This is a genomic window from Aeromonas sp. s12, from assembly GCF_040907925.1.
Taxonomy (GTDB): Bacteria; Pseudomonadota; Gammaproteobacteria; order Enterobacterales; family Aeromonadaceae; genus Aeromonas; species Aeromonas veronii.
The window spans coordinates 209,709-223,124 of record NZ_JBFOCT010000028.1 but is presented as its reverse complement, the minus strand read 5'-3'; the positions used below and the strand labels follow the sequence as shown (position 1 = coordinate 223,124).

General features: G+C 58.6%; 12 protein-coding genes. 7 read left to right on the top strand and 5 right to left on the bottom strand.

The features are described from left to right. Positions 1-25: 25 nt before the first annotated feature. Positions 26-901 (top strand): patatin-like phospholipase family protein, encoded by an 876-nt coding sequence (locus AB5Y67_RS14815; RefSeq protein ID WP_040065806.1) that lies wholly within the window; start codon positions 26-28, stop codon positions 899-901. A gap of 69 nt (positions 902-970) precedes the next feature. Here AB5Y67_RS14815 and AB5Y67_RS14810 read toward each other — a convergent pair whose 3' ends face one another. Both AB5Y67_RS14810 and AB5Y67_RS14805 read right to left on the bottom strand, forming a co-directional pair. Then, on the bottom strand, positions 971-2,311 hold the full coding sequence (locus AB5Y67_RS14810) for an APC family permease (protein ID WP_071912096.1): 1,341 nt from the start codon (positions 2,309-2,311) through the stop codon (positions 971-973). Between the two features lie 199 nt (positions 2,312-2,510). Further along, on the bottom strand, positions 2,511-2,777 hold the full coding sequence (locus AB5Y67_RS14805; RefSeq protein WP_005338367.1) for a DNA-binding transcriptional regulator: 267 nt from the start codon (positions 2,775-2,777) through the stop codon (positions 2,511-2,513). A 258-nt stretch (positions 2,778-3,035) separates the two neighbouring features. On the opposite strand from AB5Y67_RS14805, the gene AB5Y67_RS14800 reads away from it, so the two are divergent. The 4 genes from AB5Y67_RS14800 (at position 3,036) to AB5Y67_RS14785 (ending at position 7,537) form a co-directional block, all read left to right on the top strand. Further along, on the top strand, positions 3,036-3,632 hold the full coding sequence (locus tag AB5Y67_RS14800) for a hypothetical protein (protein ID WP_199427517.1): 597 nt from the start codon (positions 3,036-3,038) through the stop codon (positions 3,630-3,632). 308 nt (positions 3,633-3,940) lie between these two features. Continuing rightward, positions 3,941-4,960, top strand: a complete 1,020-nt coding sequence (gene ompA / locus AB5Y67_RS14795) for a porin OmpA (RefSeq protein WP_041234103.1) — start codon at positions 3,941-3,943, stop codon at positions 4,958-4,960. Positions 4,961-5,268: 308 nt separating this feature from the next. Then, positions 5,269-6,267 (top strand): porin OmpA, encoded by a 999-nt coding sequence (gene ompA / locus AB5Y67_RS14790; RefSeq protein ID WP_199427516.1) that lies wholly within the window; start codon positions 5,269-5,271, stop codon positions 6,265-6,267. A gap of 232 nt (positions 6,268-6,499) precedes the next feature. Continuing rightward, positions 6,500-7,537, top strand: a complete 1,038-nt coding sequence (locus tag AB5Y67_RS14785; RefSeq protein ID WP_199427515.1) for an OmpA family protein — start codon at positions 6,500-6,502, stop codon at positions 7,535-7,537. Positions 7,538-7,622: 85 nt separating this feature from the next. On the opposite strand, the gene AB5Y67_RS14780 is transcribed toward AB5Y67_RS14785, so the two are convergent. Further along, positions 7,623-9,317 (bottom strand): NAD-dependent malic enzyme, encoded by a 1,695-nt coding sequence (locus tag AB5Y67_RS14780; protein ID WP_005338379.1) that lies wholly within the window; start codon positions 9,315-9,317, stop codon positions 7,623-7,625. A gap of 69 nt (positions 9,318-9,386) precedes the next feature. Further along, complete coding sequence (locus tag AB5Y67_RS14775; RefSeq protein ID WP_040066718.1) at positions 9,387-10,244, bottom strand: AraC family transcriptional regulator; 858 nt, start codon at positions 10,242-10,244, stop codon at positions 9,387-9,389. 120 nt (positions 10,245-10,364) lie between these two features. Between AB5Y67_RS14775 and AB5Y67_RS14770 the strand changes: the two genes are divergently transcribed. Both AB5Y67_RS14770 and AB5Y67_RS14765 read left to right on the top strand, forming a co-directional pair. Further along, positions 10,365-11,744, top strand: a complete 1,380-nt coding sequence (locus tag AB5Y67_RS14770; RefSeq protein WP_103251498.1) for an MATE family efflux transporter — start codon at positions 10,365-10,367, stop codon at positions 11,742-11,744. Positions 11,745-11,867: 123 nt separating this feature from the next. Continuing rightward, positions 11,868-12,116 (top strand): DUF2498 family protein, encoded by a 249-nt coding sequence (locus tag AB5Y67_RS14765; RefSeq protein ID WP_199427514.1) that lies wholly within the window; start codon positions 11,868-11,870, stop codon positions 12,114-12,116. Between the two features lie 33 nt (positions 12,117-12,149). On the opposite strand, the gene AB5Y67_RS14760 is transcribed toward AB5Y67_RS14765, so the two are convergent. Continuing rightward, positions 12,150-13,271, bottom strand: coding sequence for a GGDEF domain-containing protein (locus AB5Y67_RS14760; RefSeq protein WP_005349944.1), 1,122 nt, complete (start codon positions 13,269-13,271; stop codon positions 12,150-12,152). Between the last annotated feature and the right edge of the window lie 145 nt (positions 13,272-13,416).

The window sequence follows — 13,416 nt, the reverse complement described above, 5'->3', positions numbered from 1 at the left end:
CTCAACCCCTTTTTGGAGGACTGTCGTGCCACGTAAACCCCGCGTAGGGCTCGCTCTCGGGAGCGGCGCCGCCAGAGGATGGGCCCATATCGGCGTCATCCGCGCCCTTGAACGTCTCGGCATCAAACCGGATTTGATCGCAGGCTGCTCCATCGGCAGCTTTGTCGGTGCCGCCTATGCCGCCGGTGAACTGGATCGGCTGGAAACCTGGGTGCGCGGCTTTACCCGCCTGCAGGTGGTCAGCCTGCTCGACCCGGCCCTCTCCGGCGGTCTGTTTCGCGGCGAAAAGGTATTTGGCCTTGCCGCCAGCCATCTGGGGGATCCCGATCTCGAGAATCTGCCCATCCCCTTCGCCTGCATCGCCACCGAACTCGATACCGGCCGCGAGATCTGGCTGCAACAGGGCCCGCTGCGCCAGTCGGTGCGCGCCTCCTGCGGCATGCCGGGGATCCTCACCCCGACCCGGATCAACGACCGCTGGCTGGTCGATGGCGCCGTGGTCAATCCGGTGCCCATCTCGCTGGCCCGCGCCATGGGGGCCGAGGTGGTGATTGCGGTCAACCTCAACACCGATATGCACCAACCCTGGACCGACGAGCCGGATCAACCCGGCAGCGGCGGCCTGCTCAGCCAGTGGCTCAATCGCGGTGAATCGGCGCCAGCCACACCGGGTCTGTGGAGCGTGATGAGTGGCTCCATCAACATCATGCAGGAGCGGATCACCCGTGCCCGGATGGCCGGTGACCCGCCGGAGATCCAGCTCTGCCCGCGCCTTGGCAGCTTCTCCATCATGGATTTTCATCGCGCCAGCGATGCCATCAACGAGGGGGAAGCCTGTGTCGAGCGCAACCTCGATCAGCTCAAGGATGAACTGGGCCGCCTCGGGTTGCTGGGCAATTAGTTGTCGACATGCTGTGGTTTACACATGAAAAAAGCGCCATTCGGCGCTTTTTTCAACTTCCTAACCCGGTTACTCCTTACGGTAGAAGAGCAACCCGAGCAGAATCACCCCCACAGAGACCAGCAGATAAAGTCCCAGACTGGGATTGGTGATACCGCCATACAGAATGATGAGCGCGCCCAGGGTGGCGCAGGTCGGGATCACAAACCGCTTTATCCAGCCCAACTCGCTAAAGGTGCGCATGTACCAGACATAGAGGAACAGATAGAGGCCATAAATCAGTACGATCGGCATCTCGTCCAGGGCGATGTAACGACCGAATGTCTCGTTGATGCTGCAGTACCACAGCACTGAGTAGATCACCGACAACAAGGCTGCCGCGAGGGCCGAGTTGATGGGCATGTGGTGATGCGGTTCGATACGGCTCATCCACTTGGGGGCAGGACCCTGATTGCGGATCGCCAGCGAGTAGGGAATGCGCATGGTCGCCAACACCAGACCATTGAGGGTTCCGAGGCAGGAGATAATCACGAACACGGTCAAAATGGTCGAGGCAGTCCCGCCAAACAGGCTGGTTGTCGCCAGATTTACCGCGTTATCCCCTTGCGCCACTATCTCGTCCGTCGGCAAGACGCTGGCGATCCCCAGAAAATAGGTGACGTAGACCACAAAGACTATCAGGGTGCCAATCACCAGCGCTCTGGGCAGATTCTTCTTGGAATCGCGAATTTCGCTGTTGATGGTCACGGCGGCAATCCACCCCTCATAAGCGAAGGCGGTGGCAACCACGGCCGTGGCCAGCGTGCCTCCGGTGCTTCCTATCCCATCCATTGCCTGCACAAAGTTGGTCACGGTGACACCATTGAGCAAGCCTGAAATGGTGCCCACAATGGCAACCAGGATCAGCGGGATCAACTTGATCAGGGTAGAGCCCACTTGCAGCTTGCCCGCCAGAACCGGGGTATAGAAGTTGATCAGATAGGTGACCGTCATATAGACAGCCGCCAGTATCCAGGTCGCACCAGAGTTCGTCGGATTATCACTGCCGAGCAAGATCATGGTGTACAGAGCGGCGACCCAGGCAAGGATGGCGGAAAGAGGGGCGTAATAGAGTACGCCTTTGAACCACCCCACCAGATAACCAAACATTTTGCCGTATGCCGCTTCGGCATAATCGACGATACCGTTGGACTTTTCGATCCGCTGGGCAAACTCGGCAAACACCAGCGCGCCGAAGATCATCGAAAATGCCCCCAGCGCCCATGCCAGCAGCGCAATGGCCAGATTACCGCCAGTCAGACGCAGTACATCATCGGCCTTGAAGAAGACACCGGAGCCGATCACCACGCCGACCACCATCGCAATGGCAGTCATCAGGCCATAGCGTTTATCCAACTCATTACTGCTCATACCCATACTCCATACGATTGCTCATATCATCCTGAATGTAATAGTGTTCGGGTGGCCAGATACCACCAGGGGCCCACTTTTCGGGGCCGCTTATTCTCGTTGGCCTGCATGGATAATTCAAAGCGTGTTAGATCAAAATATCGATCGGCAACCCAAAAAAAATACCGCCCGAAGGCGGCATTTCTATTCACATCGATGATCACGCCTTGGCGAGGTCATCCGGGCCAATCTGGCCGATTTCGGCGACTTTCTTGTCTGCCAGCAGCCAGAGGGTGAACTTGTGCAGATCCGGGTGGTGCGCCAGGGCAACCAGGAAGGCGCCCCCAACTTCACGGTAACCCAGTTCGTAGTTTTTCAGCGTGGTGGGAGGAACACCCAGCAAATCTGCAAACTTCGGACGGCTCAAACCGACCGCTTCACGGATCTGACGGATCTTCTTGCCAACAGTGACGATATTTGAATTCATAATGTTCCATACTCCGTTTGGCGGATTTACTCCGCCTTTTATTTTTCGCGACGACTCGTAGTCAAGTGTATCAGTTTTGTTCGGACTCGTTATGGTCGAGCCTCTATCTTATGAGCGCCTTTCGGCGACAACCCTTGCCTTCAAGGGGGGATGGTAATCGCTCAGCCGCCTCAGGTAAACAGTCTCGAAAAGAAACCTTTATTGTGGCCCCCCCAATAACTCGTATAATCCGCCGGATACCCATTAAGAGGAATAAGTATGGCGTTTCCCGGCATTATCTCTCGCCTGCACCCCGTATCCAGCACAGAAGAACTGGCACAACAGCGCCTGCAAGGTGAACAATATCGCGCCGAGGCATTCTGGCTTCCGGCCTTGATGTCCAGCCACGCTAGCGAACTGCTGGCCGCCCTGCCGGAGAGCTGCAGCCTGTTTCTTGAACAGGCATGCCCGGACCTGACCTTGCGCAGCCACGACGGCACCCTGCATAGCAATGGGCAGCTCATCACGGTAAATGGTCAGGCGATTGCTCTGGCAACCACTCAAGGTGATGGTGGTCTGGTGCCCGAATCGGGCATGTGCGAAATGGCCGACTGGCTGGAGGCGGGACATCGCCACTTCATCTGTTCAGCTGCGGTTCAGCCTGTGGCTCGCGCCATCCTCAACATCTGGCCCCTTGACCCCTATCTGGCCCGACATTTTTTGATGACATTTACCCCCCTGCTGCAGAGCGCAACCCAGGCAGATTACCTTGCGGTCTTTGCCGCCAGAGCGAATCCTGCCAGCCCGCATAGCGACTGGGTTCAAGCTTATATGAAGCTGGAGAAGAAACTGCACAGGGCCTATCTGGATCACTAATTAATCAAAATAAACAGCCAGTTAAGGGCACGACACAATTTGCCACAAGGCTCATTTGTGAGCTTGATCATGTTTTAAAATCGGCATAGAGTGCGCCTCGTCATCGGAATGACATCAGTTGCCTGGCAGTGGTTTCTCACGCATTGCGTGCCATGCCAGCGCACTCGACACACCAGGAGAGTGTGCAACCCGGTTATACCGGGTCATCTGCCAGACTCGACGCCAGCCGTACGGCGGAGCCTGCAGCTTACATAAATTACAAAGTGTGAAGCACGTGAATAACGTGCGATCTCAACGAGGATTTTTTTATGATGAAAATGGCTCCTTCCATGATCGCCATCGCCATGGCTGCTCTGGGTGCTACCGCTGCTCACGCCGCTGACGACATCTACTTCGGTGCCGGTGTCGGTGCTACTCACTTCAACGGCCTGAACAAGCTGGAAAGCACCAATGTAGGCCAGGAAGACGCGGCTGCCGCCAACGCCTTCATGGGTTACAACTTCACCGAGAACTTCGGTACCGAACTGGGCTACCAGTACACCGGTCGTGGCAACACCGACGGCAACCGTTACGAGAGCCAGGGTGCCACCCTGTCCGGTATCGCCCGTCTGCCGGTTGGCAACGACTTCTCCCTGTTCGCTGAAGGCGGCGCCTACTGGGGTCACACCGATGGTCTGGGCACCAGCGACACTAAAGTTTCTCCGCTGGCCGGTGCTGGTGTGACTTACAAGGTAAATGACGCGCTGGATCTGCAAGCTCGCTACCGCTACATGTGGGACGTGGCTGACCTGCACGCCAACGGTGAGCGTTACAAAGCCAACCAGAGCATCGCTACTCTGGAAGCGGTATACCACCCGTTCCGTACTTCCTACGTAGCTCCGGTAGCTGCTCCGGTAGTTGAAGAAGCTCCGGCTCCTGCTCCGCAAGTTGTAGAGAAGAACTTCGCCCTGAACTCAGACGTGCTGTTTGCCTTCGGCAAAGACACCCTGAAGCCGGAAGGCGTTGCAGCCCTGAACGGTCTGTATCAGCAAATCGTTGAGTTCCAGCCGAAAGATGGCAACGCTGTTGTTGTTGGTTACACCGACCGTATCGGTTCCGACGCTTACAACCAGAAGCTGTCTGAAGCCCGTGCCCGTACCGTTGCCAACTTCCTGGTGAGCAAAGGTATGGCTGCCAGCAAAGTTGCCATCGAAGGTCGTGGCGAAGCCAACCCGGTTACCGGCACCAAGTGCAACGGCGTAACTGCTAAAGCTCAACTGATCTCCTGCCTGGCTCCGGATCGTCGCGTAGAAGTTCGCGTATCTGGCGTACAAGAAGTTCAGCAATAATCTGACCTCGTTCAGATAGTGCGAAAAAAAAGGGATGCTGCGGCATCCCTTTTTGTTTGCCTAGTTCTCGCTTGCATCCCTCACTCCCGCCTCCCTGCCCTTGCCTGCCCCGTCTCGAAAGCATAAAGTAGTTACGCCTGTAAGGTATTGGATAAGCACTAAAAAGCGCTTCTTGTCCGGTCTGTTGTCCATGACGCCAATGCATCATGAGAGTCCAAAGCCTTCGCTATCCACTTTGCTGGCGATTTTTCGCAGCAATAAAAACAAGTGCATTGCCCGACATGGGCTAACACAACGAGGATAAACCGATGAAACTCAAAATGGCTCCTACCCTGATTGCACTGGCGCTCGCCGCCGCAGGCACCACAGCTCAGGCTGCCGATGACTGGTACACCGGTGTTGGTGCAGGTTGGGCATATGCCCACGGTCTGGATGATTTTGGCAAAGACACTGACAAAGATGCCACTGCGCTGAGCCTGTTCGGCGGTTACAACTTCAACGACTACTACGCAGCGGAACTGGGCTACCTCTACGCCGGTAAAGCGGGCGTTGACGGTGCCGATTTCAAAACCCAGGGTGCAACCCTCTCCGGTATCGCCCGCCTGCCGCTGGGCGATATCTTCTCGGTGTTTGCTGAAGGTGGTGCCTACTTCAATCACGTCAACGGCAATGGCAACAGCGACAACGGCACTGCACCGCTGGCGGGTCTGGGTCTGACTGCCAAGCTCTCCGACCTTATCGATGTGCAGGCACGCTACCGCTATCTGTGGAATCTGGGTGACGAGCAGAAAACCTGGGAGAGCGACATGAGCGTCGCGACCCTGGAGCTGGTGATGCACCCGAACCGTACCTCTTATGTTGCCCCGGTTGCCGCCCCTGCGCCTGAGCCGGTTCCCGAGCCGGTACTGGTCGACAAGAACTTCGCCCTGAGCTCTGACGTGCTGTTTGCCTTTGGCAAATCCACCCTCAAGCCAGAAGGTGTCGCAGCGCTGAATACGCTGTATCAGCAGATCGTTGATGTTCAGCCGAAAGATGGCAGCGCCGTGGTCGTTGGTTACACCGACCGTATCGGCTCTGACGCCTACAACCTGAAACTCTCCGAAGCGCGTGCCCGTACCGTAGCCGACTTCCTGGTTGGCAAAGGTCTGCCAGCTGGCAAAGTTGCCATCGAAGGTCGCGGTGAAGCCAATCCGGTCACCGGTACCCAGTGCAACAGCATCAAGGGCAAGGCTCAGCTGATCTCCTGCCTGGCACCGGATCGCCGCGTAGAAGTACGCGTCACCGGCGTGCAGCAAGTACAACAGTAATCCTGCAGTCCGACATAACAAGGAGGCCACCTGGCCTCCTTTTTCTTGCCGCTTATTCGCCCACCTTGTAACCCTCTATTGTCCCCTTCCTCTTCCCGTCTCGCGCCCTAGTTCACGGCGTGTCGCCCCCCCATACCTCTTTGGTGGTTAAAAACAGCCCGTCACCTATACATAAGTGTGGGGTTTGACCAGCAGACAACCCCACTACACCAAACATCGACGAGGATACGCGATGAACATAAGAGTAAAACCTGTGTGGATTGCACTGGCATTGGCGAGCACAGGCGCACAAGCGGAACCGGTTCACGACTGGTATGCCGGGATTGGCGGTGGCTGGGCCATTGCCCACAATCTGACTGATTTCAGTCAGGATGTCGGCAAGGATGCGACTGCGCTCTCCCTGTTTGGCGGCTACAACTTCACGGAAAATCTGGGGGCCGAGATTGGCTATCTCTCCACCGGTGACTGGGATATCAGCGGCCATGACTTCAACAGCAAGGGAGCCACGCTGTCAGTCATTGGCCGCCTGCCGCTCAGCGAGATGTTCTCGCTCTTTGCCGAGGGCGGTGGCTATATCTATCACGTCGAGTCGGTCAATGGCGGGGACGACAACCTGGCGCCGCTGGCAGGCCTGGGAGTGACGGCCCGGCTCCATGACTGGGTCGATCTGCAGGCACGCTACCGTTACATAGTGCGCGTTGGCGATGATCCGGATAACGGCAAAGCCAACAGCGGTACCCAGCGCTGGGTCAGCGACATCAGCACCGCCACGCTGGAGCTGGTGATCCACCCGAACCGCAGCCAACCCAAAGAAGCAGCCCCCACGCCAGCCCCGGTCGTGGTTCCCTCGCCACCGGCCGAACCGGAGGTGGTGGTTCAGACCTTCAACCTCAGTTCCGATGTGTTGTTCGCCTTTGGCAAAGCGGACCTCAAACAGGAGGGGATGAGTGCGCTGGACGATCTCTACCAGCAGATCGTCGACGTGCAGCCCAAGGATGGCAGTGCGGTCGTGATGGGGTATACCGACCGCATCGGCTCGGATGCCAACAATCAGCGGTTGTCAGAAGCTCGGGCCCAAACCGTTGCCGACTTTCTGATCAGCAAGGGATTGCCTGCCGACAAGGTGAGCATCCAGGGCAATGGCGCGAGTAATCCGGTCACCGGCAACCAATGTGATGCCATCAAGGCGAAGGCGGCGCTCATCGACTGCCTTGGGCCGGATCGCCGGGTAGAGGTGCGTGTCACCGGCGTACAGGGCGGCAGCGAGTAATTGATCTTGAGGCGATAACCATGTCAGACGTGCAGTAAAAAGGGATGCCGAGGCATCCCTTTTGCTTTGCCGCTTCCCGCAGAAATCAGAACGAGGTGCGGCGGTAGCGGCGATATTCCGGATGCCAGAAGTTGGCGTCGATGGCCTGATCGATCACCTCGTCCGGGGTCTGCACCGCCTTGCCCTGCAGCATGGCGGTCTTGGCCACCATCTTGGCGATGTAGCGGGAGACCTGATGGATATCCGCCAGATCCGGCAGCAGGGAGCCCTCCTCCCCTTTCACCAGCGGCGAGCACTCCGCCAGCGCGCGACTGGCCGACATCAGCATGGCGTCGGTCACCCGGGTGGCACCAGAGGCGATGACGCCAAGGCCGATCCCCGGGAAGATGAAGGAGTTGTTGCACTGGGCGATGACGTAGCGCTTGCCCTTGTGCTCCACCGGCGCGAACGGGCTGCCGGTGGCCACCAGCGCCTGACCGTCGGTCCAGCGGATCAAATCCGCAGGTGTCGCCTCGACCCGGGAGGTGGGGTTGGAGAGCGGGAAGATGATGGGACGGGCACAGTGCTTGTGCATGGTCTTGACCACCTCTTCGGTGAACAGCCCCGGCTGACCGGAGACCCCGATCAGGATATCCGGGCGACCATGCTCCATCACCTCCAGCAGGGAGATGTTGTCACCCACCGGCCAGTCGGCGATGCGCTCCACCGGTTGGGAGAGACGGCGCTGGAAGTCGAGCTGGTTGGGGATCTTGTCGGTGATAAGACCAAAGCGGTCCACCATAAAGACACGGCTGCGGGCCTGGGCATCGGTCAGCCCCTCGGCCTTCATCTGTGCCACGATCTGCTCGGCGATACCGCAACCGGCGCTGCCCGCACCGAGGAAGGCAACCCGCTTCTCGGAGAGCTTGGCGCCGGAGGCCTTGCAGGCGGCGATCAGGCTGCCCAGCGTCACCGCCGCAGTGCCCTGAATATCGTCGTTGAAGCAGCAGAGCTCGTTCTTGTAGCGGTTGAGCAGCGGCATGGCGTTGTTCTGGGCGAAGTCCTCGAACTGCAGCAGGATGTCGGGCCAACGGCGCTTGACCGCCTGAATGAAGGCATCGACGAACTCGGCATACTCATCCCCCGAGATACGCGGATTGCGCCACCCCATATAGAAGGGGTCATTGAGCAGTTGCTGGTTGTTGGTGCCCACATCCAGCACCACCGGCAGGCAGTAGGCGGGCGAGATACCGCCACAGGCGGTGTAGAGGGAGAGCTTGCCGATGGGAATGCCCATGCCGCCGATCCCCTGATCACCCAGACCCAGGATCCGCTCGCCATCGGTCACCACGATCACCTTGACGTTCTGCTTGGTGGCGTTTTGCAGCATGTCATCGATCCTGTCCTTGTCCGGATAGGAGATAAACAGGCCACGGGCGCGGCGATAGATGTTGGAAAACTCCTCGCACGCCTTGCCCACCGTCGGGGTGTAGATGATGGGCAGCATCTCGGTCAGGTGGTTGTGCAGCAGACGGTAGAAGAGCGTCTCGTTGGTATCCTGGATGTTGCGCAGATAGATGTGCTTATCCATGTCGTTGCCAAACGCCATAAACTGGCGATAGGCGCGCTCGGCCTGCTCTTCGATGGTCTCGATATTCTGGGGCAACAGACCTTCGAGGTTGAAGTTGCTGCGCTCTTCGCTGGTGAAGGCGCTGCCCTTGTTGAGCAAGGGGGTCTCCAGCAGGGCGGGACCGGCGTAGGGAATGTAGAGAGGACGTTTCTGGTTATTATCTTCAAACATGGATCTTGGTACCTAAACGGTTAGCTAGACGCAGGGACCCGCCGATCCTAGGGGCTTGTCTCATTAATTTCAAAGAGTTTGCACATCCGTTGCAAAAGGTTTGCGACCCAGTCGACGAAAGGCGCCGGGGGTCTGACCAGTCAGACGACGAAAGCGGTTGGCAAAGTTGGCCCCATCGCTATAACCGACCCGGGCCGCCAGCTCGCCAAGTGGCCAGTTGGTATAGAGCAGCAGCTGGCGCGCCTTGTTCATTCTGAGCTCGGTCACCCTCGCCATCGGCCCCATACCGAACGCTTGCTGACAAAGCCGGTGCAGATGGGGTACAGAGCAAGCCATCTGTCGGGCCAGCAGGGCGACACTCCAGGGTTCGTCCAGGCGCGCCTCCACCCGGCGAAACAGTGCCTGCAATCTGAGTTCAGGGGTGCCGCGTACCTCCCCTTGCAGGGTGCGCTCAAGCAGCGCCAGCAACAGGCTGAGCAGTTGGGGTTGCAGCGGGGAGCGAACCCCTTCCCCCTGCATCAGGCTGAGCAGATGGTAGAGCTGATCGCCGCCATCCCCTTGCCAGATACGATGACCAAGGCGATGCAGGTGCTGCCAGCGCGGCACGTCATCGAGCAAAATCCAGCTGATCTGCCAGCTTTCGCCAATCAGCTTGAGACCGCCAGGCACGGCGGCGGGCAGGAAAATCAGCGACCCGGCCGGAATGGCTTGCTCCCCCTCGTCGGTGAGCAGCGCGCCCCCCTCATCGTGACTCACCATCAGGATGTGAAACTCGGGGCGATTGCGGCGGATCAGGTAGTGATCCCGAACCCGGGAGAGGCCGGTCAGGAAGATCCCTGCCTCGCCGAGCAGCGGCAGCCCTTCACGTCCCAGCATCTGCTCTTCGCAGGCTGGCGCTATCTCCAGACACTCGCTGGCAAATGGCATAACACCTCAATAGGATAGTTTTACACAAGAAAATCGAGAGCTACTCACAGTGAGAAGGACCTCACCAGCCCCTATTATACCCATGACAAACCTTGCTTTTCTCATACCCGGTTAACAACTATGAATTATTGGCAAGCGATTTTAAAACAAACCACCGATCGCGAGTTCATGACCCGATTGTGGCGGCTGGCCCTGCCTGTCTCGCTGCAATCCATGATGTTCTCCCTGCTCGGCCTCATCGATATCATGATGGTGAGCCAGCTTGGCACCACGGCTGTGGCGGCGGTCGGCTTGGGTAACCGGGTCTTCTTTTTCAATCTGCTGGTGATAGCGGGCCTCGCGGGCGGGGTCTCGGTATTGGCAGCACAATACTTCGGGCGCGGGGAGATGGCCGGGGTGCGCCGCTCCCTGGCGCTGGCCATAGTGGGCGCCTTGCTGGTCACCCTGCCCTTTGCCTTCATCTATGTGTTATCACCGGGCAGCGTACTCGGCTTTGCCAGTCAGGATCCGGCACTGCGCGAGCTGGCGGATCAATTCTTGATGATCACCGGCGCTACCATCCTCTGTACCGCCATCGTGGTGCCGCTGGAGTCAGCCCTGCGCTCGGTCGGCAATGCCGCTGCGCCAACCCGCATCGGCATTATTGCCATCATCGCCAACGTCATCCTCAACTACGCCCTCATCTTCGGTCACTTCGGCTTCGAGGCAATGGGGGTGGCCGGTTCGGCCTGGGGCACCACCATTTCCCGGCTGCTGCAGACAGCCCTGCTACTGCTCTACGTAAAGCGTTATGAAGCGCGCCTGATCCCGCGTGCACCAGACTGGCTGGCCGCCTTCAAGCGCAAGGAGGTGGTGCGCTTTACCCTGATCGCCCTGCCGCTGCTGTTCCATGACGGCCTCTGGGCCTTCGGCATGCTGATTTACGGCTTTCTCTATGCCCATCTTGGCACCGATTCGCTGGCCATCATGACCACCCTCGGCACCCTGGAGAGCATCCTTATCTCCCTCTTCTTCGGACTGGCGGTGGCCTGCTCCACCCTGCTCGGCCACCGGCTCGGGGCCGAGGAGTACGAGGTCGCCTGGCAGCACTCCCAGCTGTTCCTGCTGCTGGCACCGATTGGCGCGCTGCTGGTGGGGATCATCGTCTGGCTGCTGCAAGCCAACCTGCTGCAGTGGGTCGGCAACCTGCCCCCCGAGCTGATGACAGAGGCTGGACAGGTGCTCGGCATCATGTGCCTCGGGATGCTGCTCAAGGTGTTCAACATGGTGGGGATCATCGGGGTGCTGCGCTCTGGCGGTGATGTGAACTACAGCATCTTTATCGACATCGTCGGCATGTGGTGCATCGGCATCCCGCTCGCCTGGGTGGCGGTCACGCTGCTCGGCTGGCCCCTCTCCTGGGTGGTGGCGGTGGTCTTGCTGGAGGAGCTCAGCAAGGTGCTGCTGGTGCAGCGCCGTATTCGCCAGCGCTGCTGGTTGAAGAATCTGGTGATCGGATAAACAGCCACAAATCGGGGTCATATCAATGACAGAAAAACCCTGTTTGCAGTATGCTGGGCACCTCTTCAATCAGAGACAGGGATCCACGGTTTCCCTGTCCAGTAGTCGTTTAAGGAGACGAGCATGCAACTACAGAAAGAGCTGATCACCGAGACGGCCCTGCTTGAGATGGCCAACAAGATCATCAAAGAGCATGAAGACTTCATCCACGGTATGCGCGCCGATTCGGTGGAGCAGAAGGGGGATATTCTGGTGTTCAAGGGGGAGTATTTCCTGGCCGAAGACGGCACCCCGACCGGCAAGACCATGGCAGTCTTCAACATGTTCAAGCTGCTGGCCCAGCAGCTCTCCGGCAAGTACAAGCTGGCCTGATCTCGCCAGCTCATTGCCAACAAGATGCCGCCCTCAGGCGGCATCTGTTTTTGCGCGGTTCTGCCCCTCGACCACCACGCAGTTGCGTCCCGCCATCTTGGCCTGATAGAGGCACTCGTCGGCACGGTTGATCAGAATATCGATGGTGTCATCGGAACGAGCCATGGCAATCCCGATACTCACCGTCACCTCCAGCAATTCGTCCGAGGTGGGGCTCTTCACCAGCCGCGCCTCGACGGCAATGCGCAGCCGCTCGGCCATTTTGCTCGCCAGCGCCGGATCTGCGCAGTTGTGCATCAGGATGGCAAACTCTTCGCCGCCATAACGCCCCAGCACCATGTCAGGCTCCAGCTGCTCCCCCAGGGTGGTAGCCACCTCCTTGAGCACCGCATCCCCCGCCAGATGGCCGTAGATATCGTTGATCCGCTTGAAGCGATCGAGATCCAGCAGCATCACCGCAAAGGGCTTCTTCTTGAGTTGCAGCCGGATTCTGGCCTGCTCCAGCTGCTTCATCAGCAGGCGGCGGTTCATCATGCCGGTCAGCTCATCGGTGGTCGATTCCCGATATAGCCGCAGCAGCATGTTGAGCTGGCCGCACTGCACCCAGCAGCTGGCCATGGTAAACATGCCGAGCACCCACACCTGATTCAGGGTGGCCTGACTCCAGATGCTCTGGCCCACCAGCAGCCAGTGGCCCAGCAGCATGGTCACCAGCACCACACCTGCCAGTTGCAAGCCGAGGGAGAGGGGGATGGGGAAGATGGCAAACAGGGTGATCAGCAGATAGGGAAAGGCCGCATAGCCCGCCTGCAACTCCTGCCCCGCGCCAAAGCTGTTCAGGCAGAAGAGGGAGAAGAGCATCATCACGGCCATCAGGTAGCCAAGGGCCAGCTTCATCCGCTCCCGCTTGAAGTGGATGAGGTACGAGAGCGGAATAAGTGGCGAGAGCGCCAGAGTGCAGAAGATCCTAGCCTGGAACAGCTGCTCGAAATGAACGGCGGGCAAGGTCAACCAATCCACCACGGCCCAGGCGGGCAATCCGAGCATCAGCAAGCAGGTCAGCAGGCGCAAACGCACCGTCATAAAGCCCATGCGAGTACGAGTAAAGTCTTCGGAGTGAACCCTCGCACTCCAGAACTCTGACAACTTGAGCATCCAGAGTCTCCACGATGAATACTGAGGGCTCATTCTACACCTACAAAGTGGTAAAAATGTCATTAGCGGGGAGAATAAAAAGGAGAGGTCGGTCACACAAACCGACAGATGATAATCGCAGCGCGCAAACGTTTCAACCCATCAA

Bases quoted from the DNA above. Each gene is read 5' to 3' on its own strand.
- AB5Y67_RS14810 (WP_071912096.1), bottom strand. From the start codon at position 2,311: ATGAGCAGTAATGAGTTGGATAAACGCTATGGCCTGATGACTGCCATT.
- AB5Y67_RS14805 (WP_005338367.1), bottom strand. From the start codon at position 2,777: ATGAATTCAAATATCGTCACTGTTGGCAAGAAGATCCGTCAGATCCGT.
- AB5Y67_RS14800 (WP_199427517.1), top strand. From the start codon at position 3,036: ATGGCGTTTCCCGGCATTATCTCTCGCCTGCACCCCGTATCCAGCACA.
- ompA (WP_041234103.1), top strand. From the start codon at position 3,941: ATGATGAAAATGGCTCCTTCCATGATCGCCATCGCCATGGCTGCTCTG.
- ompA (WP_199427516.1), top strand. From the start codon at position 5,269: ATGAAACTCAAAATGGCTCCTACCCTGATTGCACTGGCGCTCGCCGCC.
- AB5Y67_RS14785 (WP_199427515.1), top strand. From the start codon at position 6,500: ATGAACATAAGAGTAAAACCTGTGTGGATTGCACTGGCATTGGCGAGC.
- AB5Y67_RS14780 (WP_005338379.1), bottom strand. From the start codon at position 9,317: ATGTTTGAAGATAATAACCAGAAACGTCCTCTCTACATTCCCTACGCC.
- AB5Y67_RS14775 (WP_040066718.1), bottom strand. From the start codon at position 10,244: ATGCCATTTGCCAGCGAGTGTCTGGAGATAGCGCCAGCCTGCGAAGAG.
- AB5Y67_RS14770 (WP_103251498.1), top strand. From the start codon at position 10,365: ATGAATTATTGGCAAGCGATTTTAAAACAAACCACCGATCGCGAGTTC.
- AB5Y67_RS14765 (WP_199427514.1), top strand. From the start codon at position 11,868: ATGCAACTACAGAAAGAGCTGATCACCGAGACGGCCCTGCTTGAGATG.
- AB5Y67_RS14760 (WP_005349944.1), bottom strand. From the start codon at position 13,271: ATGCTCAAGTTGTCAGAGTTCTGGAGTGCGAGGGTTCACTCCGAAGAC.